The following is a 21408-nucleotide window of genomic DNA, read 5'->3' on the forward strand; positions in this document are numbered from 1 at the left end:
CGATGGAGTTCAAGGAATACCCCGACCGCGAGATGCTGGCCCTGTCGCTTGCCGACAGGATCGCCTCTCAGCTGGCGCAGCACCTGCGCGGCAATGACGGCGCGACGCTCTGCGTGCCGGGCGGCACCTCGCCCGCGCCGGTATTCGAGACGCTGTCGGGTACGGAACTGGACTGGCCCCGCGTCACCGTCCTTCTGGGCGACGAGCGTTGGGTGGACGGCACGCACAAGCGGTCGAACACGCGCCTGCTGCACCGTCACCTGCTCAAGGACAAGGCCGAGGGTGCGCGCTATATCGACCTGTTCACCGGCGACGAGACGCCCGACCAGGCGACCGGTGCGCTGGCCGAACGCATCGCGCCCGCGCTGCCGCTGACCGTGCTGCTGCTGGGGATGGGCAACGACATGCACACCGCCAGCCTGTTCCCCGGCGCCGATCACCTGAAGGCCGCGATGGCCGCCGACGCGCCCATGCTGATGCCAATTCGCGCCGATGGCGCCGAGGAACCGCGCATCACGCTGACGCGTCCGGTGCTGGCCGACGCGCTGAACACCCACGTGCTGATCATGGGCCCCGAAAAGCGCGAGGCGCTGGAGCGCGCGATGAAGCTCGACCCGATCGAGGCCCCGATCCGCGCCTTCCTCGACACCGCCACCGTCCACTGGGCCGAATAAGGAACGCCGCGATGACCGATCACTGGAGCCGCCTTCAGGACCACCGCGCAGCCCAGGGCGATGCGCGGATCGACGCGCTGTTCGACGCGGACCGCGTGCAGGGCTTCACCGCCAGGGCCGACGGGATGGTCTTTGACTATTCCAAGACGATGATCGACGCGCAGGCGCGCGACATGCTTCTGGACCTTGCCCGTGACGCGCAGGTCGAGGCCCGCCGCGACGCCATGTTCGCGGGCGAGAAGATCAACGAGACCGAGGGCCGCGCGGTCCTGCACACCGCGCTGCGCAACCTCGATGCCAGCGTCACGGTCGATGGCCGCGACGTCATGCCCGAGGTCCGCAAGACCCATGCCCGCATGACCGCCTTCGCGCGCGACGTGCGCTCGGGTGCGTTCACGGGGCAGGGCGGCAAGATCACCGATGTCGTCAATATCGGCATCGGCGGCTCGGACCTGGGGCCGTTCATGGCGGTGCTGGCGCTTGCGCCATATCACGACGGGCCGCGCACGCATTTCGTCAGCAACGTGGACGGCGCGGACATCGCGGATACGCTGAAGGGGCTGAACCCCGAAACGACGCTGGTGATCGTCGCGTCCAAGACCTTCACCACCATCGAGACAATGACCAACGCCCGCACTGCGCGCGACTGGATGGCGGCAGCGGTCGCCCAGCCAGCGGCGCAATTCGCGGCGCTGTCCTCGGCCGTGGACAAGACCGCCGATTTCGGCATCGACGAATCCCGCGTCTTCGGCTTCGAGGACTGGGTCGGCGGGCGGTATTCGGTCTGGGGTCCGATCGGGCTGTCGGTCATGCTGGCCGTCGGCCCCGAGGATTTCGACGCCTTCCTGGCCGGCGGCGCGGCGATGGACGCGCATTTCCGCAGCGCGCCGCTGGAGGCGAACCTGCCCGTGCTGCTGGCCCTGACGGGGATCTGGCATCACCAGGTCTGCGGCTATCCCACCCGCGCCGTGCTGCCCTATGACAACCGCCTGATCCGGCTGCCCGCCTATCTGCAGCAGCTGGAGATGGAATCGAACGGCAAGCGCGTCGCGATGGACGGCAGCGATCTGCCGGTCGTGTCCGGCCCCGTCGTCTGGGGCGAACCCGGCACGAACGGCCAGCACGCCTTCTATCAGCTGATCCACCAGGGCACGATGCCCGTCCCGGCCGAGTTCATCCTGGCCGCGAACGGCCACGAGCCCGACCTGGCCCATCACCACATCCTGCTGGCCGCGAACTGCCTTGCGCAGTCCGAAGCCCTGATGCGGGGCCGCAGCCTGGACGAGGCGCGCGCCCTGATGGAGGCCAAGGGCCTGACCGGGGACGAGCTGGAACGCCAGGCGCGCCACCGCGTCTTCCCGGGCAACCGCCCCTCGACCACGCTGCTGATCGACAAGCTGACGCCCTTCGCGCTTGGCCAGATCGTCGCGCTCTATGAACACCGGGTGTTCGTCGAGGGCGTGATCCTGGGCATCAATAGCTTCGACCAATGGGGGGTCGAGCTGGGCAAGGAGCTGGCCCTGAAGGTCGAGCCGCTGCTGAAGGGCGAGGACGCCCCCGGCCACGACCCCTCGACCGAGGCGCTGGCCGGGCTGATCCGGCAGATGCGCGACTGAGACGGACAAAGGGGGGCGAAAGGCCCCCCTTTTCCTTTGCGGGGCAAATCGCTAGGTCTGGCTTCGATACAAGCGGGGTTTTCACATGGCGTTCTTCTCGAAACTGCGCGAGCGGCTGACGCGCTCTTCCACGAAGATCGGAGAGGGGCTGGACGGGATCGTGTCCGAGGACGCGACGCCGCCCGAAGCCGCGCCCCCTGCGCCCGCGCCCGAAACCCCGGCACCCGCCCCCGAGGCGCCCAAGCCCGCCGGCCTCGTCGGTCGTCTGTTCGGGGGTACCAAGGCCGAGGAACCGCGCCGCGCGCTGGACGACGACATGCTCGAGGACCTCGAGGACATGCTGGTCCAGGCCGATCTGGGCGTCGAGACCGCGCTGCGCGTCACCGCCAACATCGCCGAAGGCCGCATGGGTCGCCGCGTATCCGCGACCGAGCTGAAAGAGCTGCTGGCGACCGAGGTCGCGCGCATCATGGCCCCGGTGGCCCGTCCGCTGCCGCTCTATGCCAAGAAGCCGCAGGTCGTGCTGGTGGTCGGCGTGAACGGCGCGGGCAAGACCACGACCATCGGCAAGCTGGCCAGCCAGTTCCGCGCGGCGGGCAAGTCGGTCGTGATCGCGGCGGGCGATACCTTCCGTGCAGCGGCGGTCGAACAGCTGCAGGTCTGGGGCGACCGCGCGGGCGTTCCCGTGATGGTCGCGCCCCATGGCAGCGATCCCGCCAGCCTGGCCTGGGACGCGATGACCAAGGCCGAGGCCGACGGCGCGGACCTTCTGATGATCGACACCGCCGGACGGCTCCAGAACCGCCAGGACCTGATGGAGGAACTGGCCAAGATCGTCCGCGTCATCCGCAAGAAGGACCCCGAGGCCCCGCACAACACCCTGCTGGTGCTGGATGCGACCACCGGCCAGAACGCGCTGAACCAGGTCGAGACGTTCCAGAAGCTGGCAGACGTGTCGGGCCTCGTGATGACCAAGCTGGACGGCACGGCGCGGGGCGGCGTGCTGGTGTCGCTGGCCGACCGCTTCGGCCTGCCGATCCACGCCATCGGGGTGGGTGAACAGATCGACGATCTGGACGCCTTCGACGCCGATGAATTCGCGCGGGCACTCGTCGGGCTCTAATCCGCGCAGACCAGCGCCCGTGCGTGGCGCTGGTGGCGGCGCAGCAGGCCGCGCGCCTGCTGGCCCGACAGGATCGGACGCGCGGGCGTGAACTCCCGCCCGCCGGTCAGCGTGGTCACCGCCAGCCTGTCTGCGGGTGCAAGGCTCCGGATCGCCTGAGGTCCGGGCAGGAGGCTTTCGGCCAGCGCACCCTCGGCCTCGAGCAGGTGGTGCGCGTCCAGCAGAAGATGGCAATAGCCGACGCCCGTCGCATCGCGCATCACCTCGATCCCCGGCTGCCCGACCAGATGCCGGATCGCGACCAGCACCTCGGGGCTGCCGGTCATGCGCTCCGCGATCCGCGACCGGATCAGCACGCGATGCTGGGGCGACAGGATCAGGTCGCGGCGGGGCAGGCCCCCGCCAAGCGCCCCCGCCGCGACCCGGATGGGACGGCGCTGCGGCGCAAGGTCCAGATCGCGCGGCCCCAGCCGCTGCATCCCGGCCCAGGCGATGCTCTGCATCCCCGCATCCGCCGTCCAGACCGCATCCCCCGCACGCAGATCCTGAACCTGCCGCAGCCCCTTGGCGGTGCGGATCGCCGTTCCTTCGGCAAAGCACAGCGTCGGCGTCGCCAGGCCGTAGACCAGCGAGGAATTGTTCGCCGGTGTCAGCCCCCGCAGGCCGCCATAGCGATAGGCGATCGCCGTATCGAAGACGGGCAGGCTGCCATCGGCCCGTGCGACCGGAAGGATCATCACGGTATGCCGCTCGCCGACCTCGTGGATGATCGAGGTTCCGACGACGCGGTTCAGGAACATCACGACGAACTGGCCGCCATCCGCGCCTACGATGTAGCCGCCGACCATGCTTTGCAGGCCGGTGCCTGCGGGCAGGACCGTGCTGCCGGTGCCGTGGCGCAGCGTCAGGTCCTGCGCCAGCGTCTGCTGGGTCTCGGAGGGGCTGTAATATCGGTGCTCGAACCGGTCGTCGTCATCCACGATGCCCACGACCTGGGTGACCGCGCCGGTGAAATCGATCGGTCCGCTGACGTTGCTCCAGGGCGAGTATTGCGTGCTCGATGCGTTCGGAATGCGTCCGGGCATCGTCAGCAGAGTGATCTTGTGTTCCATTCCGCGCGCCCTGCCTGCCACATGCCGTGACCCCACGTCTCGGCGGGGATCACACTATGGTAAGAAAGGTTAACGGGCCGTTAAGCGGACTGCGTCGCCGGGGCCGAGGTTCCCCGTTCGCGATAGGGCGTGCTGCCATATTGCGCCCGGTAGCATTTCGAGAAATGCGACGGGCTGGAGAAGCCCGATGCCAGCGCGATCTCGATGATCGACAGCTCGGTCTGCATCAGCAGGTTGCGCGCGCGGGCCAGTCGGGTCTCCATGTAGTACCGCTTTGGGCTGCGGTTCAGGTACCGGCGGAACAGCCGTTCCAGCTGGCGCGTGGACATGCCCGCATCGGTCGCCAGCTGCGCGGGGCTGATCGGTTCTTCCAGGTTGGCCTCCATCCGCGCGATCACGGCGGCAAGGCGGGGGTGGCGCACGCCGATGCGGGTGGGGATCGACAGGCGCTGGCGGTCCTGATCGGTGCGGATGGCGGTGTGCAGCATCTGGTCGGCCACGTCGGCGGCAAGCGCGTCGCCATGCGCCTCGGCGATCAGGTGCAGCATCAGGTCGATCGCGGATGTCCCGCCCGCCGCCGTCAACCGGTTGCCGTCATGGACGAAGACGCTGCGGAACAGGTCCACCTGCGGATAGGCCTCGGCAAAGCCGTCGTGGTTTTCCCAGTGGATCGTGGCCTTGCGCCCGTCCAGCAGGCCCGCCTCGGCCAGGACCCAGGATCCGGTGCACAGCGCGCCGATCTGCGCGCCGCCCCGCGCCATGCGGCGCAGCCACGCCATCACGGGGCGCGTGGCCTCGCGGGCGATCTCGGTACCGCCGCAGACCAGCACGACCTCGTCGCGCGAGGGGGGCGGGCCGTCCATCGCAAGACCGCCATCCAGGGCCAGCGCGGTGCCGTTGGAACAGACCGCGCGATCCCCCGCGGGGCCCACCAGCCGCCAGGTATAGAGCTGCTGTCCCGCCTGCCGGTTGGCCAGCCGCAGGGGCTCGATCGCGGCGGTGAAGGGCAGCATCGTGAACCGGTCGAGCAGCAGGAACGTGAAGCGGCGTGGGTTCGTCATCGGCTGGGCGCATCCTGGCAAGTCATCTGCCCGGCACCCAACCAGCGAACGATCCGCTTCGCAAGAATTTACGTCACCCGCGCCGTTGTCGCCAAAAGGATGCACGGGGGTTCAGCAAACCCTTTCCCTGAGGGCCATTCGCGTCTATATCGTCCCGACCATTTTTTCCAAGGAGCGTATCGAGATGACGCAGGATACCCGCAAACCCGTCGCCACCCAAACCTGGGACAAGGCCGGCTGGCGCGCCTATCCGCGCATCCAGATGCCCGATTATACGGACGCCGACGCGCTGTCGGCGGTCGAATCGCAGCTGCGGCGCCTGCCGCCCCTGGTCTTCGCGGGCGAGGCACGCCGCCTCAAGGCCCAGCTGGCCGAAGTGGGCGCCGGTCGCGGCTTCCTGCTGCAGGGCGGCGATTGCGCCGAGAGCTTCCAGGAATTTAGTGCCGACAACATCCGCGACACCTTCAAGGTGATCCTGCAGATGGCGGTCGTTCTGACCTGGGGCGCGCAGATGCCCGTCGTCAAGGTCGGCCGCATGGCGGGCCAGTTCGCCAAGCCGCGCAGCTCGGCCATGGAAACCGTGAACGGCGTCGAACTGCCCAGCTATCGCGGCGACATCATCAACGGCTTCGACTTCACCCCCGAGGCCCGCATCCCCGATCCGCAGCGCATGCTGTCGGCCTATACCCAGGCGGCTGCGTCGCTCAATCTGCTGCGCGCCTTCTCGACCGGCGGGTTCGCGGACATGCACCGCGTCCAGAGCTGGATCGCCGATTTCGTGGGCGGCCCCGAGGCTGCGAAGTACCGCGACATCGCGGGCCGCATCGGTGATGCGATGGCCTTCATGCAGGCCGCCGGCGTGAACTCGGACACGGCGCACCAGCTGTCCAAGGTCGATTTCTACACCAGCCACGAGGCGCTGCTTCTGGAATACGAAGAGGCGCTGGCCCGCATCGACACCACCACCGGCCTGCCGGTCGCGGGGTCGGGTCACATGATCTGGATCGGCGACCGCACCCGTCAGCCCGATGGCGCACATGTCGAATTCGCGCGCGGCGTCCAGAACCCGATCGGCCTGAAATGCGGCCCCTCGACCTCGGCCGAGGATCTGAAGGTGCTGATGGCCAAGCTGAACCCGGAAAACGAGGCCGGTCGCCTGACGCTGATCGCGCGCTTCGGTGCGGGGCAGGTCGGCGATCACCTGCCGCGCCTGATCAAGGCCGTGCAGGAAGAGGGTGCGAACGTCGTCTGGTCCTGCGATCCGATGCACGGCAACGTCATCAAGTCCTCGACCGGGTACAAGACCCGCGCCTTCGATTCGATCCTGCGCGAGGTCCGCGAGTTCTTCGGCGTCCACGCGGCCGAAGGCACGATCCCGGGCGGCGTCCATTTCGAGATGACGGGCCAGGACGTGACCGAATGCACCGGCGGCGTCCGCGCCGTCACCGACGAGAACCTGTCGGACCGCTATCACACCGCCTGCGACCCGCGCCTGAACGCCAGCCAGTCGCTGGAACTGGCCTTCCTGGTCGCCGAGGAGCTGCGCGCCCGCCGCGAGGCTGCCGGTGCGGCCGAGGTCGCCAAGGCCGTCTGAACGCGGTCGCCATGAATGCAGAAGGCCCGGACGGATCGTCCGGGCCTTTTTGTTTGCGGGCCTGTTGATTCTCGGGGCAGGGTCACTTCCAGCGGCGGTGGACCCAGAACCATTGCCCCATATGGCGGCGCACCAGCTGTTCCAGATCGTCGTTCAGCGCCTGCATCATGTCCTTGGCATCGCCATGCGGCACCGGATCGCCCACATGGACGCGAAAGCCCAACCCGTCCTCCTTGCGGATCGCGTGCACCGGCAGCAGCAGCGCGTCATAGCGGATGGCAAGCTCGGCCGGGGTCAGCACGGTCTTGGACGGCAGGTCGAAGAAGCGCAGCTCGGGCGAGTGGCGGTCGTGCTGATCGAACCCGAGCGCAAGCCAGCCCCCGCCGCGCAGGAAGCGCAGCATCGCCGACAGACCCGCACGCCCGCGCGGGAACAGCGGCTCGGAAATGGCCGTGATGGCGGGGATATAGTGGCGGTTGAACGCCTCGTTGTTCATCGGGCGGTACAGCGCCCCGACGGGATAGCCCCGCCCCGACAATGCTCCGCGCATCGCGTCGTAATTGCCGAAATGGGCGCAGGCGATGATGACCGGACGCCCGGATTCGAACGCCTCCTCCAGCACCGGCAGGCCCGGACCCTCCAGCGGGTCGGCGGCGTGGATGCGCGATGTGAATTCCTCGCCCGAATAGATCTCGGCGATGGCGCGGCCCGCATTGTCGGGAACGGCGCGGACGATCTGCTCGACCTCGGTCTCGGACAGGTCGGGGCGGGCCAGCGCAAGGTTGTCGCGGATCCGCCTGCGCCATCCGGCCAGGGGTGCGATCACCCGAGAGAAGATCCACCCCGTCATCGGAATGCGGCGTTCATAGGGCAACAGGCGCGTCGCGCCCACCACCAGCAGGAATGCCCGGTTCGCCAGCCTGTCGATCAGCGTCGTTCCGTCTTCGCGCATCAGCCCTTCCTTGCCGCGCGCGCCTCGCGCGACCAAACGTAAAGCCCCGCGACCACGATAATCGTGGCCCCCGTCACGGTCCAGCGATCGGGGATCTGGCCGAAGAAGATCCAGCCCCACAGCCCCGCCCAGACCAGCCCGGTATAGCCGAAGGGCGCAAGGGCCCCGGCCTCGGCGGTGCTGAAGGCGCGCACCAGCAGGTACTGGCTGGCCGTCCCGAAGATCGCAAGCAGCCCGAAGGCCCAGAAATCCGCAAGCGCGATCGGTTCCCAGACGAAGGGCAGGATCGCGCTGAACAGGATCGTGCCGATCACGGCGGACCACATGACCGAGGTGGTCGGCGTGTCGGTCCGCGTCATGCGCGTCAGCAGCGCGCCCGCCGCGAAGGTGAAGGCCCCGACCAGCGGCAGCAGGGCCGCGGGCTGGAAAACGCCCGCGCCGGGACGGATGATGATCATCGCGCCGACAAGCGCCGCCACGATCCCCGCGATGCGGCGGGGGCCGACCTTCTCGCCCAAAAACAGCGCGGCCCCAAGCGTGATCAGGACCGGGTTCAGGTCCATGATCGCCGTGGCCTCGGCCAGGCCGATATACTGGATGGCGGTGAAGAACAGGCCAACCGATCCCATCTGCGTCAGCGCGCGGCAGAATTGCAGGCCGGGATGCTTGCTGCGCATCGCGGGCAGCACGCCCCCGCGAAAGATCGCAAGCAGGATCAGCAGGTTGCCGGTGAAGCGCCACCAGATCACCTGCATCGGATGATAGGTCTGGGTCAGGTATTTCGCCGTCGCATCCATCAGCGTGAAGCCGAGGATCGCGGCGATGACCAGCACGATCCCCATCGCCTGATCGGAAGAGGGCCGGAACCGGCCCCCGTCATGGCCCATCAGGGCGAAACCGCGTGCCAGCGCCCTCATGCCGGCACCGGAACGCCGGGGTGCGATGACCCCGGCGCCCTGCCCGAAATGGGGCGTGTCACAGAAGCGCCTTGGCGCGCTCGACCGTGGCTTCGGTGGTGATGCCGAAATGCTTGTAGAGCGCGGGCGCCGGACCCGAAGCGCCGAAGCCCTCCATGCCGATGAAGGCGGATTTCGCCTCGGTGCCACGCTCGCCCAGCAGCAGCCAGTCCCAGGGCTGGCGGACGGCGGCCTCGATCGCGATGCGGACGGTGCCCGCGGGCAGCACCTCTTCGCGATAGGCGGCGGGTTGCGCGCGGAACAGCTCCATCGAGGGGACCGAGACGACGCGGGTCGGGATGCCGTCGGCCTCGAGCGCGTCGCGCGCCTCGACCGCGATCTCGACCTCGGAACCCGAGGCCATCAGCACGACCTTGGGGCTGTCGCTGGCTTCGCGCAGGACATAGGCGCCCTTGGCGGTCAGGTTCTGGTCGATGTCCTGGCGCAGCAGCGGCAGGTTCTGACGCGACAGCGCCAGGACCGAGGGCGCGCTGTCATGCGACAGGGCGATCTGCCAGGCCTCGGCGGTCTCGATCTGGTCAGCGGGGCGGAAGGTCAGCGTGTTCGGCGTCGCGCGGCAGATCGCCAGATGCTCGACCGGCTGGTGGGTCGGACCGTCCTCGCCCAGGCCGATGCTGTCATGGGTCATGACATAGACGACCGGCAGGCCCATCAGCGCCGACAGGCGCATCGAGCCGCGCGCATAGTCGGTGAAGGTCAGGAAGGTGCCGCCATAGGGGCGGAAGCCGCCATGCAGCCAGATGCCGTTCATCGCGGCGGCCATGCCGTGTTCGCGGATGCCGTAATGCATGTAGCGGCCCATGCGGTCTTCGGCGCTGAAGACGCCCATGTCGCCGGTCTTGGTGTTGTTCGACCCGGTCAGGTCGGCCGAGCCGCCGAAATTCTCGGGCATGTTCGGGTTCAGCGCGGCCAGCACGTTCTCGGAGGCCTTGCGGGTCGCGACCTTCGGCTTCTCGTCGCGGGTCGTCGCCTTGAAGGCGGCGATGGCCTCGTCCAGCTTGGGGTTCACGCCATTGGTGATGCGGCGGCTGAACTCGTCGCGGTGCTCGGTCGACAGGGCATCGACGCGGGCGCGCCATTCGTCATGGGCGGCAGCGCCGCGGGTGCCGATCTCGCGCCATGCCGACATGATCTCGGCGGGGATGTCGAAGGGCTCGGCGGTCCAGCCATAGGCCTCGCGCGTGGCCGCGATCTCGTCCTTGCCCAGGGGCGAGCCGTGGGCCTTGTTGGTGTCGGCCTTGTTCGGCGCGCCGAAGCCGATGATGGTCTTGCAGTCCACCAGCGTCGGGCGGCCGTCGCCATTCGCGGCCTCGGTCAGGGCGCGGTCGATATCGGCGGGGTCGTGACCGTCGCAGGACAGCACGCGCCAGCCCGCGGCGGCAAAGCGCGCATGCTGGTCGGTCTTGTCCGACAGGCTGACGCGGCCGTCGATGGTGATGTCGTTGTTGTCCCACAGCACGATCAGGCGGCCCAGCTGCTGGGCGCCAGCCATGGCGATGGCCTCGTGGCTGATGCCCTCCATCAGGCAGCCGTCACCGGCGATGACCCAGGTGCGGTGGTCGCACAGGCCCTCGCCGTATTCGGCGCGCATGGCTTCTTCCGCGATGGCGAAACCGACCGAGGTGGCGATGCCCTGGCCAAGCGGACCGGTCGTCGTCTCGACGCCCTCGACATGGCCGTATTCGGGGTGACCGGCGGTGATCGCGTCGATCTGGCGGAAGTTGCGGATCTGGTCCAGCGTCATCTGCTCGTAGCCGGTGAGGTGCAGCAGCGCATAGATCAGCATCGAGCCGTGGCCCGCCGACAGGATGAAGCGGTCGCGGTCGAACCAGTTCGGCGCCTTGGCATCGAACTTGAGGTGGTTGCGGAACAGGACGGTCGCGACATCGGCCATGCCCATCGGCATGCCGGGATGGCCGGAATTGGCGGCCTCGACGGCGTCCATCGACAGCACGCGGATCGCGCTGGCCAGTTTCCAGTGGTCGGGGTTGGCAGAGCGGCGGGCAGCGATATCCATTGGCGGTCCTTGCAGCAGGTATGTGGTTGCGGATTTGTTAGGCGTCACGGCGCGCCGTTGCAAGCGGCGCGCCGAATAACTTGTCACTCGTCGGATGCGGGGACGGGGGCCAGCGGGCGCACGCGCAGCCGGGTGATGCGGTTCTCGCGCCGCGTCACAACCTCGAAGCGATAGCCGTGGAAGCTGAACACCTGGCCCTGTTCGGGGATCGACTGCGCCATGTGGATGACAAGGCCCGCGACGGTGTTCGCCTCGTCGTCGGGCAGGGTCCAGTCCAGCTGTCGGTTCAGGTCGCGGATCGTCATGCCGCCATCGACAAGATAGTCGCCCTGCGCGTTCGGCTTCAGTGTCTGGTCGGCCTCGGTGTCGTGTTCGTCGGCGATCTCGCCCACGATCTCCTCGAGGATGTCCTCGAGGGTGATCAGCCCGCGCAGCGAGCCGTATTCGTCCACCACCAGCGCGAAATGCGTCCGCCGCTTGAGGAACTCGCGCATCTGTTCGTCCAGCACGCTGGTCTCGGGGACGAAATAGGGCGGCATGGCGACCGACATGATGTCGAAGCGCTGCGCCGCCGTGCTGTCGCCGGCCTCGCGCATGGCGCGGTTCACGGCCCGCAGCAGGTCCTTGGCATGGACGACGCCCACGACGTTCTCGCGTTCGTCGCGGAAGACGGGCAGGCGGGTATGGGGGCTGGCAAGGACGGTGTCGAGGATCTTCTCGGGGGGCATCTCGGCGTCGATCATCTGGATCTCGCTGCGATGGCGCATGATCTCCTCGACGGTGCGGTTGCCCAGGTCCAGCGCGCCCAGCAGTCGGTCGCGGTCCTCCTTGTGGACGGCGCCCTGCGCGTGGCCGATGGACAGCGCGCCCGCGATCTCCTCCTCGATCGAGAACATGTGCGTGCCGGGATCGGTGTGCAGCCCGAACAGGCGCAGGATGACCCGCACGATCGCGCGCACGACCGCCACGATGGGGGCCAGAACGATGGTCAGGATGCGGATCGGCCGCGCGACCAGGCTTGCGACCTTTTCCGGGGCCGAGATCGCATAGGTCTTGGGCATCACCTCGGAGAAGATGAGCACCAGGATCGTCATCACCAGCGTCGCGATGGCGACGCCGCTGCTGCCCAGAAGGCGGGTGAACAGCGCCGTCGCAAGGCTGGCCGACAGGATGTTGACGACGTTGTTGCCAAGAAGGATCGCCCCGATCAGCCTTTCGCTGTCCTCGGTGACGCGAAGGGCCGCAGAAGCGCCGCCGTCGCCCTTGTCGGAGCGTGCCCGCAGCTTGGCCCGGCTGGCGGCGGTCAGCGCCGTTTCCGAGCCGGAGAAGAAGGCAGACATGCTCAGAAGGATCACGATGGCAGCGCCGGTGATCCAGAGCGCGGCGTCGAAACTACTCGAAGGGTCGTCCATGGGTTCCGTTGTTCGATTGTTGGGTTGTTCGTCGGGTATCAGGCCCGCCAACGCGGGCCAGCGGGTGGTGGTTCAGCACAAGTTCCTTCATGCGCTCGTCCATCACATGGGTATAGATCTCGGTCGTTCCCAGATCGGCATGCCCCAGAAGCATCTGGATGCTGCGCAGATCGGCCCCGCCTTCCAGCAGATGCGTGGCGAAGGCATGGCGCAGCACATGCGGCGTGACGCGGGTCGGGTCGATGCCCGCCGCGATCGCGATCTGGTTCAGCATGCGGCCGAAGCTCTGGCGGGGCATGTGGCCCTCGGCGCCCGGTGCGGGGAACAGCCAGCGGCCTTCGGGACCGGCGACCAGCCGCCCCAGCGGGCTCTTGTCGGGGGCGTCGTCGCGGTGGCGCAGCCATTCGGCCAGCGCGATGCGCGCCGGACCGCCAAGCGGCAGCATCCGGTCCTTGCTGCCCTTGCCGCGGATCACCAGCACCTCGGGGTTGCCGCGGCAGCCCTGCACCGGCAGGCCGACCAGCTCGCTGACGCGCATGCCGGTCGAATAGAGCAGTTCCAGCAGGCAGGTGTTCCGCGCCGCGTCGGCCGCGTTGCGCGCGATGGTCGGCGCGGCGGTCAGCAGGGCCGCGATCTCGTCCTTGCTCAGGGTTTTGGGCAGGCTGCGCGCCCGCCGCGGCCCCGAGATGCGGATGGCGGGGTCGTCCTCGCGCCAGCCCTCCTCCAGCGCGAAGCGGGTGAACTGCCGGATCGAGGACAGCCGCCGCGCGCGGGTCGCCCGCGACAGGCCCTGCGCATCGCAATGGGTCAGGTAGTCCTCGATCAGGTCGCGGGTGATGGTCGACATCGCCTGGCCGCGCGCGTTCAGCCAGTCGGCAAAGTCGCGCAGGTCGCGGCCATAGGCCAGCAGCGTGTTGCGCGCGGCCCCGGCCTCGGCCGCCTGCGCGTCCAGAAACGAGGATATGGACGCATGATCGCGCGACATCAGCGTTCCGCCCCGATCCGGTCCAGCAGGATGATCTGCCGCCGCGCCCGCGACGCGTCCTCGGGCAGGCCAAGCGCGATCAGCATGGCGATCCCCTTGGCGGCGCGGGCCATGTCGCCTTCGATGGCGGCGTCGATATCGGACATCGCGGTCAGCAGCGCCTCGCCCTTGCGGGCGGCGGGCGCGGGGGGGATCTGTGCCGTCAGGTCGGCGGGCGGCGCGGGCAGGGGGGCATCGGACAGCCCCTGCCACTGCCGCAGCAGCCGCGCGGTTTCGGCGGCATCGCCCATGTCCTCGGGCGCGGGTTCGGGAAGATCGGCGGCGATCATGGAGGCAAGGATATCCGCCATGTCGGCCTGCCGGAAGACCTGGAAGCAGCGAAGCAGCGCGGCGTCGTGATCGCCCGCCGCGATCGCGGCGTCCAGTTCGGCCAGCGCGGCGGCGCGGTCCCAGACCCCGCCCGAAGCCGCGGGCGGCTGTTCGCCATAGATCCTGCGCAGCCGTCCGGGCGACAGGGCGCCGGCGCGGGCCAGCCTCTCGGCGGCTTCCAGACGGGCCTTGAAGCCGCTGTTCAGGCGCAGGTCCGATTGCGCGAAGGCCACGGGCAGGGGCGTGGTGGGCAGGGGCTGGCCGATGGCCTCGAAGATGCGGAACTCCAGCGGCGACAGGTTCTCGGGCGGGGCGAGGGCCTCGCCGTGATCGACATAGGCGTCGTCGAGGAAATAGGTCAGCAGCTGCGCTTCGCGATCATGGACGAGGTCCAGCATCTCGGCGCCGTGCAGGCTGATCGCTGCGGCGGACCAGTCGCCGGTCTGCGCAAGGCAGAAGATCCGCGCGGCAAAGCTGGGGGCGATGCCGGGGGTGCCGTCCATGATGGCGCAGGCGCGGCTCTCGTCGCCCTCCAGCAGGGCGATGTCGAACAGCCTGCGGAAGATCTCGGGCTCTCCGGGGCCGGCGGCCAGCAGCAGGCCCTGCGCCTGATCGACCGCGCCCATGTCCAGAAGCCGGTCGGCGCGGGCCAGGAACAGCTGACCCCGCGCGCCGTCGGACGGGCCATCGGCAACGGCCAGCTGCGCGGTCAGGATGCGCGTCAGCAGCCCCTGCATGGATTGCAGCCGCGCGGGCGTTTCCAGCACCATCCCCGCGACCGTGGCAGGATCGCTGCCCGCCCACAGATCGACCGGCAGGCCCGCGCGGCGCGGGCTGAGGATGCCCGTCGCGTCGGGATTGCCGTGATCCAGCCGCGTGACGGATACCGCGCCGACCTCGCCGCTGGTGGCGACGGGGCTGGGGCGGGGCGTCTTGCGGACGGGGGGACGCGTGTCGCCGGGCCGCCAGGCCGAGCTTTCGCGGACCGGGCCACGCACGCTGCCCGACAGCCAGTCGCTGGCCGAAAGGGGCTGGTCCTGCGCGATGGCAGGCAAGGGCGTCAGGGCCAGCAGCATCGCTGCGGCCAGCCCCCTTGCGGCCCTGGGTCGCCGATCACTCACCCTGCGACTTGTCCCCGTCCAATGCCAGCGGCATGCGCACTTCCTTGCGGGCGGGTGCCATGTCGCCGAAATAGGCATATCCGGCAAGGCCCGCCAGAGCAGCCAGAATCAGCACCACCAGAACTTTCAGTTTCCGCATCGAAATCGCCTTTGCTCGCGCCAAGAATCGTGTTGTCGAAGACCGGTCTCGTGCCGGTTCGGGGCGAATATATATGGCAATTTCCGAAAGATCACGTCATTCAGTGGCCCGATTGGGAAAGGCTTGGGCGATGAAGCGACTTCAGCGGCATATCGTGCTGATCGGAATGATGGGGGCGGGCAAGACCGCCATCGGGACCGAACTGTCCCGACGCCTGCGCGTGCCCTTCACCGATTCCGACGCCGAGATCGAGGCCGCCGCCGCCATGTCGATCACCGAGATCTTCGCCCGCGACGGCGAGGATTTCTTCCGCGCCCGAGAGACCGAGGTGCTGGGCCGCCTGATGACGGGCGCGCCGGGGATCGTCTCGACCGGGGGCGGGGCGTGGCTGCGCCCCGAGAACCGCGCGATCATTGCCCGCAGCGGCTTTTCGGTATGGTTGGATTGCGACGCCGAGGTGCTGTGGAACCGCGTGCGTCAGCGCCCGACGCGCCCGCTGCTGCAGACCGCCGATCCCAAGGGCACGCTGCTGCGCCTGCTGGACGAACGCAGGCCGATCTATGCGCAGGCCGATCTGCGCTTCCATTCGCAGGGGGGCGACAGCATCGACGCGACCGCCACCCGCCTGTTGGCCGCCCTGCGCACGGCCGACGCCACCCCGTTCGAGGATTGACCATGCCCCAGCCCGTGACCGTCCATGTTCCCCTTGGCGACCGCGCCTATGATGTCGTCATCGGCGAGGGGCTGATCGCGGATGCCGCCGCCCGCATCGCGCCGCTGCTGCGGCGTCCGCGCGTGGCCATCGTCACCGACGAGACGGTCGCGCCCCTGCATCTGGGCCGCCTGACCGCCGCGCTGGATGCCGCGGGCATCGACAGCGTGTCGCTGGCCCTTCCCGCGGGCGAGGGCACGAAAAGCTGGCCGCACCTGACGCATTGCGTGGACTGGCTGCTGGAACAGAAGGTGGAACGCCGCGACGTGGTGATCGCGCTTGGCGGCGGCGTGATCGGGGACCTCGTGGGCTTTGCCGCGTCGATCCTGCGGCGCGGGGTCCGCTTCGTGCAGATCCCGACCACGCTTCTGGCGCAGGTGGACAGCAGCGTCGGCGGCAAGACGGGCATCAATTCGACGCATGGCAAGAACCTGATCGGCGCGTTCCACCAGCCCTCGCTGGTGCTGGCGGATATCGGGGTGCTGGACACGCTTCGGCCCCGCGACTTCCTGGCCGGTTACGGCGAGGTCGCGAAATACGGGCTGCTGGGCGATGCCGATTTCTTCGAGTGGCTGGAGATCAACGCCCCGCTGCTGCAGGACGATCTGACCGCGCGCCAGCACGCCATCGCCCATTCCGTCGCCATGAAGGCCGGCATCGTCACCCGCGACGAGACCGAGCAGGGCGAGCGTGCGCTGCTGAACCTGGGCCATACCTTCGGTCACGCGCTGGAAAAGGCCACCGGCTATTCCGACCGGCTGCTGCATGGCGAGGGGGTGGCCATCGGCTGTGCGCTGGCCTTCGACCTGTCCGCGCGAATGGGGCTGTGCTCGCAAGAGGCGCCCAGCCGCGTGCTGGAGCATCTGCACCGCATGGGCATGCCCGCGCGCCTGTCGGACATTCCGGGCGACCTGCCAACCGATGACGAGCTGATCGCGCTGATGGGGCAGGACAAGAAGGTCGTGGACGGCCAGCTGCGCTTCGTCCTTGCCCGCGACATCGGAGAGGCGTTCGTCTGCGACGACGCCGTCCCCGACCTGCTGCGCGCGGTGCTGGCCGACGCGCGCTAGGCGCGCAGCATGGCCTCGACCATCTGGTCGGCGATGCGCGTGGTCGGCTGACCCTCGGCGCGGGCGCGGGCCAGCATCTCGTCCACGCGGCCCGCGATGGCGGTCAGGCGCTCCAGTCGCCAACCGTCGGGCTTGCCGTGGATCTCGGACGCGACGCTGATGATGCCGCCCGCGTTCACGACGTAATCCGGCAGATAGGTGATGCCGCGCTCGACCAGCAGATCGGCCACCTCGTCGGTCGCAAGCTGGTTGTTCGCCGCACCGCAGACCAGACGCGCCTGCAGGCGACCCACGCTGTCCGCATCCAGCACGCCGCCAAGCGCGCAGGGCGCGAAGATGTCCACCGCCTGCTCGAAGACCTGATCGGGGGCGATGACCGTGGCGCCGAAGCGGGCCTCGGCCTCGGCCAGGGCGTCGGCATGAATGTCGGTCACGATCAGCTTCGCGCCCGCCCCGTGCAGCTTGTCGGCAAGCGACATGCCCACATGGCCAAGCCCCTGCACCAGCACGCGCCGACCCGACAGGTCGTCCTGGCCGAACACATGCGCGGCACCGACCTTCAGGCAGCGGAACACGCCCTCGGCGGTCCAGGGCGACGGATCGCCCGATGCGCCCGACAGGCCCACGGCAAAGCGCGTCTCCTCGGCCGCGTGGGCCATGTCCTCGGTCGAGATGCCTACATCCTCGGCGGTCCAGTAGCGCCCGCCAAGCGATTGCACCGCGCGACCGAAGGCGCGCATCATCGCGGGCGTCTTGTCGCGGCGCGCGTCGCCGATGATGACCGACTTGCCGCCGCCAAGGTCCAGCCCCGCCATGGCGTTCTTGTAGGTCATGCCGCGCGCCAGCCGCGTCACGTCGTGGATCGCATCCGCATCCGAGCCATAGGGCCACATGCGGCAGCCGCCTGCAGCCGGACCCAGCACCGTGGAATGCAGGCAGATCAGGGCGCGCAGGCCCGCATCGGCATCCTCGGCCAGAACGAGGCGTTCGAAGCCTTCGGGGCGTTCGAGTTCGGTCAGGGAAAGCGCCATGGGATCATCCTGTCTGCGGCCTGGTTTCGGGGCAGAAAGCGCCGCCGCAGGCTTGCGTCAAGCGCAGGATCATTCGCAAAGGGCAGGGGGCGGACGTGAAATTTTCGACAAGCCGCCCGCGCGGGCGGGGCAACATCGCGACGGGCCGCGGCCAACGCAAAGGGGCGGCCCGATGCCGGACCGCCCCTTCGATTCGGTGACGAGGACCTCAGAACGGGATCTCGTCGTCGTATTCGGCACGGCCACCGCTGCCCCCCTGCGAGCCGCCGGACGAGGACGGCCCCGAGTTGTAGTCGTCATATCCGCCGCCATAGCCGCCGCCCTGGTTGCCGCCGCCGAAGCCGCCGCCGCCACCGCCGCTGCCGCCTTCGCCGCGGCCGTCCAGCATGGTCAGCGTGCCGTTCAGGCCGCGCAGGACGATCTCGGTGCTGTAGCGGTCTTGGCCCGACTGGTCCTGCCACTTGCGCGTTTCCAACGAGCCTTCGACATAGACCTTGCTGCCCTTGCGCAGGAACCGCTCGACCACGTTCACCAGCCCCTCCGAGAAGATGGCGACGGTGTGCCACTCGGTCTTCTCGCGGCGCTCGCCGGTGTTGCGGTCCTTCCACTGCTCCGAGGTGGCGATGCGCAGGTTCGCGACCTTGCCGCCGTTCTGGAAGCTGCGGATTTCCGGGTCGCGGCCCAGATTGCCGATCAGGATGACCTTGTTGACGCTGCCTGCCATGGCTGAATTCCTCGGGTGATGCGTTTGACAGACCGTCTAACGCAGGGCCGCCCGTGGCTGCAAGCGAAAGGCCGCGCGCGCCTTCGGCAGCAGGCTGGTCTGACGCGCCCGATCGTGTATAGTGTTGCCCAGATCCGGCAACGGACGAAGTCGAGAGAACGAGGGCGAGATGATCGATATCGGCCATTCCGTGAAAGCGGCGATGTGCGTGATTGTCATGGCGGCTTCCCCCGTCGTGGCCGAAGGGCTGCGGCTTTCGGGCAGTTCATCCAAGTCGCGGGCAGAGCAGTTCGCCCGCCAGACGCGGCTGATGGATACCCGCCTTGCAACGCAGTACCAGGGTTCGCGGCGCCTGCAGCCGAACGCCGCCGACGAGGCGGTCGCGGCGGCGCTGACCCCCAGCATTCCACGCTATACCGGCAGGCGGACCGAATACCTGCCGCATGCCCGCGCGGCCGCGCAGCGAAACGGCATTCCCGAGGATCTGTTCCTGCGCCTGGTCCAGCAGGAATCGGGCTGGAACCCCAATGCGCGGTCCCACAAGGGCGCGATGGGCCTTGCGCAGCTGATGCCGGGCACCGCCGCCAAGCTGGGCGTGAACCCGACCGATCCGGTCCAGAACCTCAACGGCGGCGCGCGTTACCTGCGCATGATGTACAACCAGTTCGGTAGCTGGAACCTGGCGCTTGCGGCCTATAACGCGGGGCCGGGCGCGGTGCAGAAATACGGCGGCATCCCGCCCTATCGCGAGACGCGCAACTATGTCCGGATCATCGCGGGCGGTTGATTGCAAAAGGGGCCCTGCGGGGCCCCTCGGTCATTTCAGGCCCGTCTTCTTCAGCAGGCCCTTGCGCTTGGCTTCGTAATAGTAGCCCTGCGAATACCACCGAATCGTCTGATCCGGATCGCCCTCCGCGACCAGCCACGCGCCGCGCAGGTATTTCACCCCGTATCGAAGGTTCGTGTCGGCATCCAGAAGGCCCGATGCCGGCCCGCGATAGCCCATGGTCCGCGCCGTCTGCGGGTGGATCTGCATCAGCCCGTAATAGGGGCCGTTGCGGACACCCGGCTGATGCCGCGATTCCCGGATCACGACGCGCTGCACGATGGATGACGGAATGCCGTAATGCCGCGCCCAGAAATTGATGCGCTGGCGAAGCTGGGGCGTCTCGTTGGGATAGAGCCCGTTGCCCCGAAGGGCGGCCGGATCGCGTTCGGGCGATCCCCCGCAGGCGGCCAGCGCCAATGCGGACAGGATCAGGCCCCGGCGGCCCAGCCTGGTGGTGACGGGGGGCAGTGCCCCCCATCCGCGCAACGCGCGATCACGCATGGATTGCGCCGCTGCCGCATGCCAGCGCGGCCTCGCGCACGGCTTCCGACACGGTCGGGTGTGCGTGGCAGGTCAGGGCGATATCCTCGGCCGAGGCGCCGAATTCCATCGCCACGCAAACCTCGTGGATCAGGTCGCCCGCCGACGGGCCGACGATGTGGCAGCCCAGCACGCGGTCGGTCTCGGCGTCGGTGATCATCTTCACGAAGCCTTCGCCCAGGAACTGCGCCTTGGCGCGGGCATTGCCCATGAAGGGGAACTTGCCCACCTTGACCTTCCGACCGCCGGCCTTGGCGGCTTCCTCGGTCAGGCCGACCGAGGCGACCTCGGGGGTGGTGTAGATCACGCTCGGGATGACGTCGTAATTGACGTGCCCGTGCTTGCCCGCGATGACCTCGGCGACGGCCATGCCCTCGTCCTCGGCCTTGTGGGCCAGCATCGGGCCGGGAACCGCGTCACCGATGGCATAGATGCCCTTGACGTTGGTCGCCCAATGGCCGTCCACCTTGATGAAGCCGCGATCCGTCGTCTCGATCCCGAGCGCGTCCAGGCCCAGCCCGTCCGCATAGGGGCGGCGACCGGTGGCGACCAGGACGACCTCGGCCTCGATCTGCTGCTCGGACCCGTCCTTCTTCAGCTGATAGCTGACGGTCGCACCGACATCCGTCGCGGTCGCGCCCTGAACGGCGGCGCCCAGCACGAATTTCAGGCCCTGCTTGGTCAGCATCTTCTGGAACTGCTTCTGCACCTCGGCATCCATGCCCGGGGTGATGACGTCCAGGTATTCCACGACCGTCACCTCGGCGCCGAGACGGCGATAGACCGAGCCGAGCTCCAGGCCGATGACGCCCGCACCGATGACGACCATCGATTTCGGGATCTTCGGCAAGGCCAGCGCGCCGGTCGAATCGACGATCACGCCCTTGTCGTTGTCGATCTCGACGCCCTTCAGCGCGGTCGGGACCGAGCCGGAGGCCAGGACGATGTTCTTCGCCTCGTGGACGGTGTCGCCGACCTTGACCTTGCCCGGGGCCTCGATGCTGGCCCAGCCCTTGATCCAGTCGACCTTGTTCTTCTTGAACAGGAACTCGATCCCGCCGGTGTTGCCCTTGACGGTCTCGGACTTGTAGTCCTGCATCTTGGCCCAGTCGACTTCGACATGCGCGCCCATCAGGCCCATCTTCTCGAAGTTCTCGTGCGTCTCGTGCAGCATGTGGCTGGCGTGCAGCAGCGCCTTGGACGGAATGCAGCCCACGTTCAGGCAGGTGCCGCCAAGCGTCTCGCGGCCCTCGACGCACGCCACCTTCAGGCCCAGCTGGGCCGCGCGGATGGCGCAGACATAGCCGCCGGGACCGGCGCCGATCACGATCAGATCATACATGAGAATTC

20 protein-coding genes are annotated in these 21408 nt (G+C 68.5%); 7 read left to right on the forward strand and 13 right to left on the reverse strand.

What is annotated here, in order from left to right; all coding sequences use genetic code 11:
- The first annotated feature begins 2 nt into the window (after nucleotides 1-2).
- From pgl to ftsY, 3 genes are all read left to right on the forward strand, one after another.
- On the forward strand, nucleotides 3-674 hold the full coding sequence (pgl, locus tag F804_RS0114030; protein WP_028726009.1) for a 6-phosphogluconolactonase: 672 nt from the start codon (nucleotides 3-5) through the stop codon (nucleotides 672-674).
- Between the two features lie 11 nt (nucleotides 675-685).
- Nucleotides 686-2290: a glucose-6-phosphate isomerase gene (pgi, locus tag F804_RS0114035; protein WP_022708382.1), complete on the forward strand. Its 1605-nt coding sequence runs from the start codon at nucleotides 686-688 to the stop codon at nucleotides 2288-2290.
- An 85-nt stretch (nucleotides 2291-2375) separates the two neighbouring features.
- Nucleotides 2376-3413 (forward strand): signal recognition particle-docking protein FtsY, encoded by a 1038-nt coding sequence (ftsY, locus tag F804_RS0114040; protein ID WP_022708383.1) that lies wholly within the window; start codon nucleotides 2376-2378, stop codon nucleotides 3411-3413.
- Here the strand turns inward: ftsY and F804_RS17035 are convergent.
- Nucleotides 3410-4525, reverse strand: a complete 1116-nt coding sequence (locus F804_RS17035; RefSeq protein ID WP_022708384.1) for a Hint domain-containing protein — start codon at nucleotides 4523-4525, stop codon at nucleotides 3410-3412. The genes ftsY and F804_RS17035 overlap by 4 nt on opposite strands.
- Nucleotides 4526-4605: 80 nt before the next feature.
- Nucleotides 4606-5586, reverse strand: coding sequence for a GlxA family transcriptional regulator (locus F804_RS0114050; protein WP_022708385.1), 981 nt, complete (start codon nucleotides 5584-5586; stop codon nucleotides 4606-4608).
- A gap of 184 nt (nucleotides 5587-5770) precedes the next feature.
- On the opposite strand from F804_RS0114050, the gene F804_RS0114055 reads away from it, so the two are divergent.
- Nucleotides 5771-7180, forward strand: a complete 1410-nt coding sequence (locus tag F804_RS0114055; RefSeq protein ID WP_022708386.1) for a class II 3-deoxy-7-phosphoheptulonate synthase — start codon at nucleotides 5771-5773, stop codon at nucleotides 7178-7180.
- 82 nt (nucleotides 7181-7262) lie between these two features.
- On the opposite strand, the gene F804_RS0114060 is transcribed toward F804_RS0114055, so the two are convergent.
- The 7 genes from F804_RS0114060 to F804_RS17415 form a co-directional block, all read right to left on the reverse strand.
- Nucleotides 7263-8132 carry a lysophospholipid acyltransferase family protein gene (locus tag F804_RS0114060; protein WP_022708387.1) on the reverse strand — a complete coding sequence of 290 codons (870 nt, stop codon included), beginning with the start codon at nucleotides 8130-8132 and terminating at the stop codon, nucleotides 7263-7265.
- Nucleotides 8132-9049: a DMT family transporter gene (locus tag F804_RS0114065; protein WP_084686665.1), complete on the reverse strand. Its 918-nt coding sequence runs from the start codon at nucleotides 9047-9049 to the stop codon at nucleotides 8132-8134. The genes F804_RS0114060 and F804_RS0114065 overlap by 1 nt, the downstream gene beginning before the upstream one ends.
- 58 nt (nucleotides 9050-9107) lie before the next feature.
- Entirely contained in the window at nucleotides 9108-11126 is a 2019-nt protein-coding gene (gene tkt / locus F804_RS0114070; protein ID WP_022708389.1) for a transketolase, read from the reverse strand.
- 83 nt (nucleotides 11127-11209) lie between these two features.
- Entirely contained in the window at nucleotides 11210-12538 is a 1329-nt protein-coding gene (locus tag F804_RS0114075; protein ID WP_022708390.1) for an HlyC/CorC family transporter, read from the reverse strand.
- Nucleotides 12519-13523 (reverse strand): site-specific tyrosine recombinase XerD, encoded by a 1005-nt coding sequence (locus F804_RS16605; RefSeq protein ID WP_022708391.1) that lies wholly within the window; start codon nucleotides 13521-13523, stop codon nucleotides 12519-12521. The genes F804_RS0114075 and F804_RS16605 overlap by 20 nt, the downstream gene beginning before the upstream one ends.
- Nucleotides 13523-15013, reverse strand: a complete 1491-nt coding sequence (locus F804_RS0114085; RefSeq protein WP_022708392.1) for a hypothetical protein — start codon at nucleotides 15011-15013, stop codon at nucleotides 13523-13525. Before F804_RS0114085 ends, F804_RS16605 begins: the two co-directional genes overlap by 1 nt.
- A complete protein-coding gene (locus F804_RS17415) occupies nucleotides 15006-15152 on the reverse strand; it encodes a hypothetical protein (RefSeq protein ID WP_022708393.1) in 147 nt (48 codons plus the stop codon). The genes F804_RS0114085 and F804_RS17415 overlap by 8 nt, the downstream gene beginning before the upstream one ends.
- 73 nt (nucleotides 15153-15225) lie before the next feature.
- On the opposite strand from F804_RS17415, the gene F804_RS0114095 reads away from it, so the two are divergent.
- Nucleotides 15226-15825: a shikimate kinase gene (locus F804_RS0114095; protein ID WP_084686668.1), complete on the forward strand. Its 600-nt coding sequence runs from the start codon at nucleotides 15226-15228 to the stop codon at nucleotides 15823-15825.
- Between the two features lie 2 nt (nucleotides 15826-15827).
- A complete protein-coding gene (gene aroB / locus F804_RS0114100; RefSeq protein ID WP_022708395.1) occupies nucleotides 15828-16934 on the forward strand; it encodes a 3-dehydroquinate synthase in 1107 nt (368 codons plus the stop codon).
- Here aroB and F804_RS0114105 read toward each other — a convergent pair.
- Entirely contained in the window at nucleotides 16931-17965 is a 1035-nt protein-coding gene (locus F804_RS0114105) for a Glu/Leu/Phe/Val dehydrogenase dimerization domain-containing protein (protein ID WP_022708396.1), read from the reverse strand. The two genes, aroB and F804_RS0114105, sit on opposite strands and share 4 nt — an antisense overlap.
- Before the next feature lie 208 nt (nucleotides 17966-18173).
- Nucleotides 18174-18689 carry a single-stranded DNA-binding protein gene (gene ssb, locus F804_RS0114110; protein ID WP_022708397.1) on the reverse strand — a complete coding sequence of 172 codons (516 nt, stop codon included), beginning with the start codon at nucleotides 18687-18689 and terminating at the stop codon, nucleotides 18174-18176.
- Between the two features lie 169 nt (nucleotides 18690-18858).
- Between ssb and F804_RS0114115 the strand changes: the two genes are divergently transcribed.
- On the forward strand, nucleotides 18859-19476 hold the full coding sequence (locus F804_RS0114115) for a lytic transglycosylase domain-containing protein (RefSeq protein WP_022708398.1): 618 nt from the start codon (nucleotides 18859-18861) through the stop codon (nucleotides 19474-19476).
- 30 nt (nucleotides 19477-19506) lie between these two features.
- On the opposite strand, the gene F804_RS0114120 is transcribed toward F804_RS0114115, so the two are convergent.
- Nucleotides 19507-20019 carry a lytic transglycosylase domain-containing protein gene (locus F804_RS0114120; RefSeq protein WP_022708399.1) on the reverse strand — a complete coding sequence of 171 codons (513 nt, stop codon included), beginning with the start codon at nucleotides 20017-20019 and terminating at the stop codon, nucleotides 19507-19509.
- Nucleotides 20012-21406, reverse strand: a complete 1395-nt coding sequence (gene lpdA, locus F804_RS0114125) for a dihydrolipoyl dehydrogenase (RefSeq protein ID WP_028726014.1) — start codon at nucleotides 21404-21406, stop codon at nucleotides 20012-20014. The genes F804_RS0114120 and lpdA overlap by 8 nt, the downstream gene beginning before the upstream one ends.
- Nucleotides 21407-21408: the final 2 nt, after the last annotated feature.

It is taken from the genome of Paracoccus zeaxanthinifaciens ATCC 21588 (assembly GCF_000420145.1).
In the GTDB taxonomy this organism is placed as follows: Bacteria; Pseudomonadota; Alphaproteobacteria; order Rhodobacterales; family Rhodobacteraceae; genus Paracoccus; species Paracoccus zeaxanthinifaciens.

Coding starts and splice junctions, on each gene's coding strand:
- F804_RS0114115 (WP_022708398.1), top strand. CDS start 18,859: ATGATCGATATCGGCCATTCCGTGAAAGCGGCGATGTGCGTGATTGTC.
- F804_RS17035 (WP_022708384.1), bottom strand. CDS start 4,525: ATGGAACACAAGATCACTCTGCTGACGATGCCCGGACGCATTCCGAAC.
- ssb (WP_022708397.1), bottom strand. CDS start 18,689: ATGGCAGGCAGCGTCAACAAGGTCATCCTGATCGGCAATCTGGGCCGC.
- F804_RS0114065 (WP_084686665.1), bottom strand. CDS start 9,049: ATGAGGGCGCTGGCACGCGGTTTCGCCCTGATGGGCCATGACGGGGGC.
- F804_RS0114075 (WP_022708390.1), bottom strand. CDS start 12,538: ATGGACGACCCTTCGAGTAGTTTCGACGCCGCGCTCTGGATCACCGGC.
- tkt (WP_022708389.1), bottom strand. CDS start 11,126: ATGGATATCGCTGCCCGCCGCTCTGCCAACCCCGACCACTGGAAACTG.
- F804_RS0114120 (WP_022708399.1), bottom strand. CDS start 20,019: ATGCGTGATCGCGCGTTGCGCGGATGGGGGGCACTGCCCCCCGTCACC.
- F804_RS16605 (WP_022708391.1), bottom strand. CDS start 13,523: ATGTCGCGCGATCATGCGTCCATATCCTCGTTTCTGGACGCGCAGGCG.
- F804_RS0114105 (WP_022708396.1), bottom strand. CDS start 17,965: ATGGCGCTTTCCCTGACCGAACTCGAACGCCCCGAAGGCTTCGAACGC.
- F804_RS0114060 (WP_022708387.1), bottom strand. CDS start 8,132: ATGCGCGAAGACGGAACGACGCTGATCGACAGGCTGGCGAACCGGGCA.
- F804_RS0114095 (WP_084686668.1), top strand. CDS start 15,226: ATGGCAATTTCCGAAAGATCACGTCATTCAGTGGCCCGATTGGGAAAG.
- pgi (WP_022708382.1), top strand. CDS start 686: ATGACCGATCACTGGAGCCGCCTTCAGGACCACCGCGCAGCCCAGGGC.
- F804_RS17415 (WP_022708393.1), bottom strand. CDS start 15,152: ATGCGGAAACTGAAAGTTCTGGTGGTGCTGATTCTGGCTGCTCTGGCG.
- aroB (WP_022708395.1), top strand. CDS start 15,828: ATGCCCCAGCCCGTGACCGTCCATGTTCCCCTTGGCGACCGCGCCTAT.
- ftsY (WP_022708383.1), top strand. CDS start 2,376: ATGGCGTTCTTCTCGAAACTGCGCGAGCGGCTGACGCGCTCTTCCACG.
- F804_RS0114055 (WP_022708386.1), top strand. CDS start 5,771: ATGACGCAGGATACCCGCAAACCCGTCGCCACCCAAACCTGGGACAAG.
- F804_RS0114050 (WP_022708385.1), bottom strand. CDS start 5,586: ATGACGAACCCACGCCGCTTCACGTTCCTGCTGCTCGACCGGTTCACG.
- pgl (WP_028726009.1), top strand. CDS start 3: ATGGAGTTCAAGGAATACCCCGACCGCGAGATGCTGGCCCTGTCGCTT.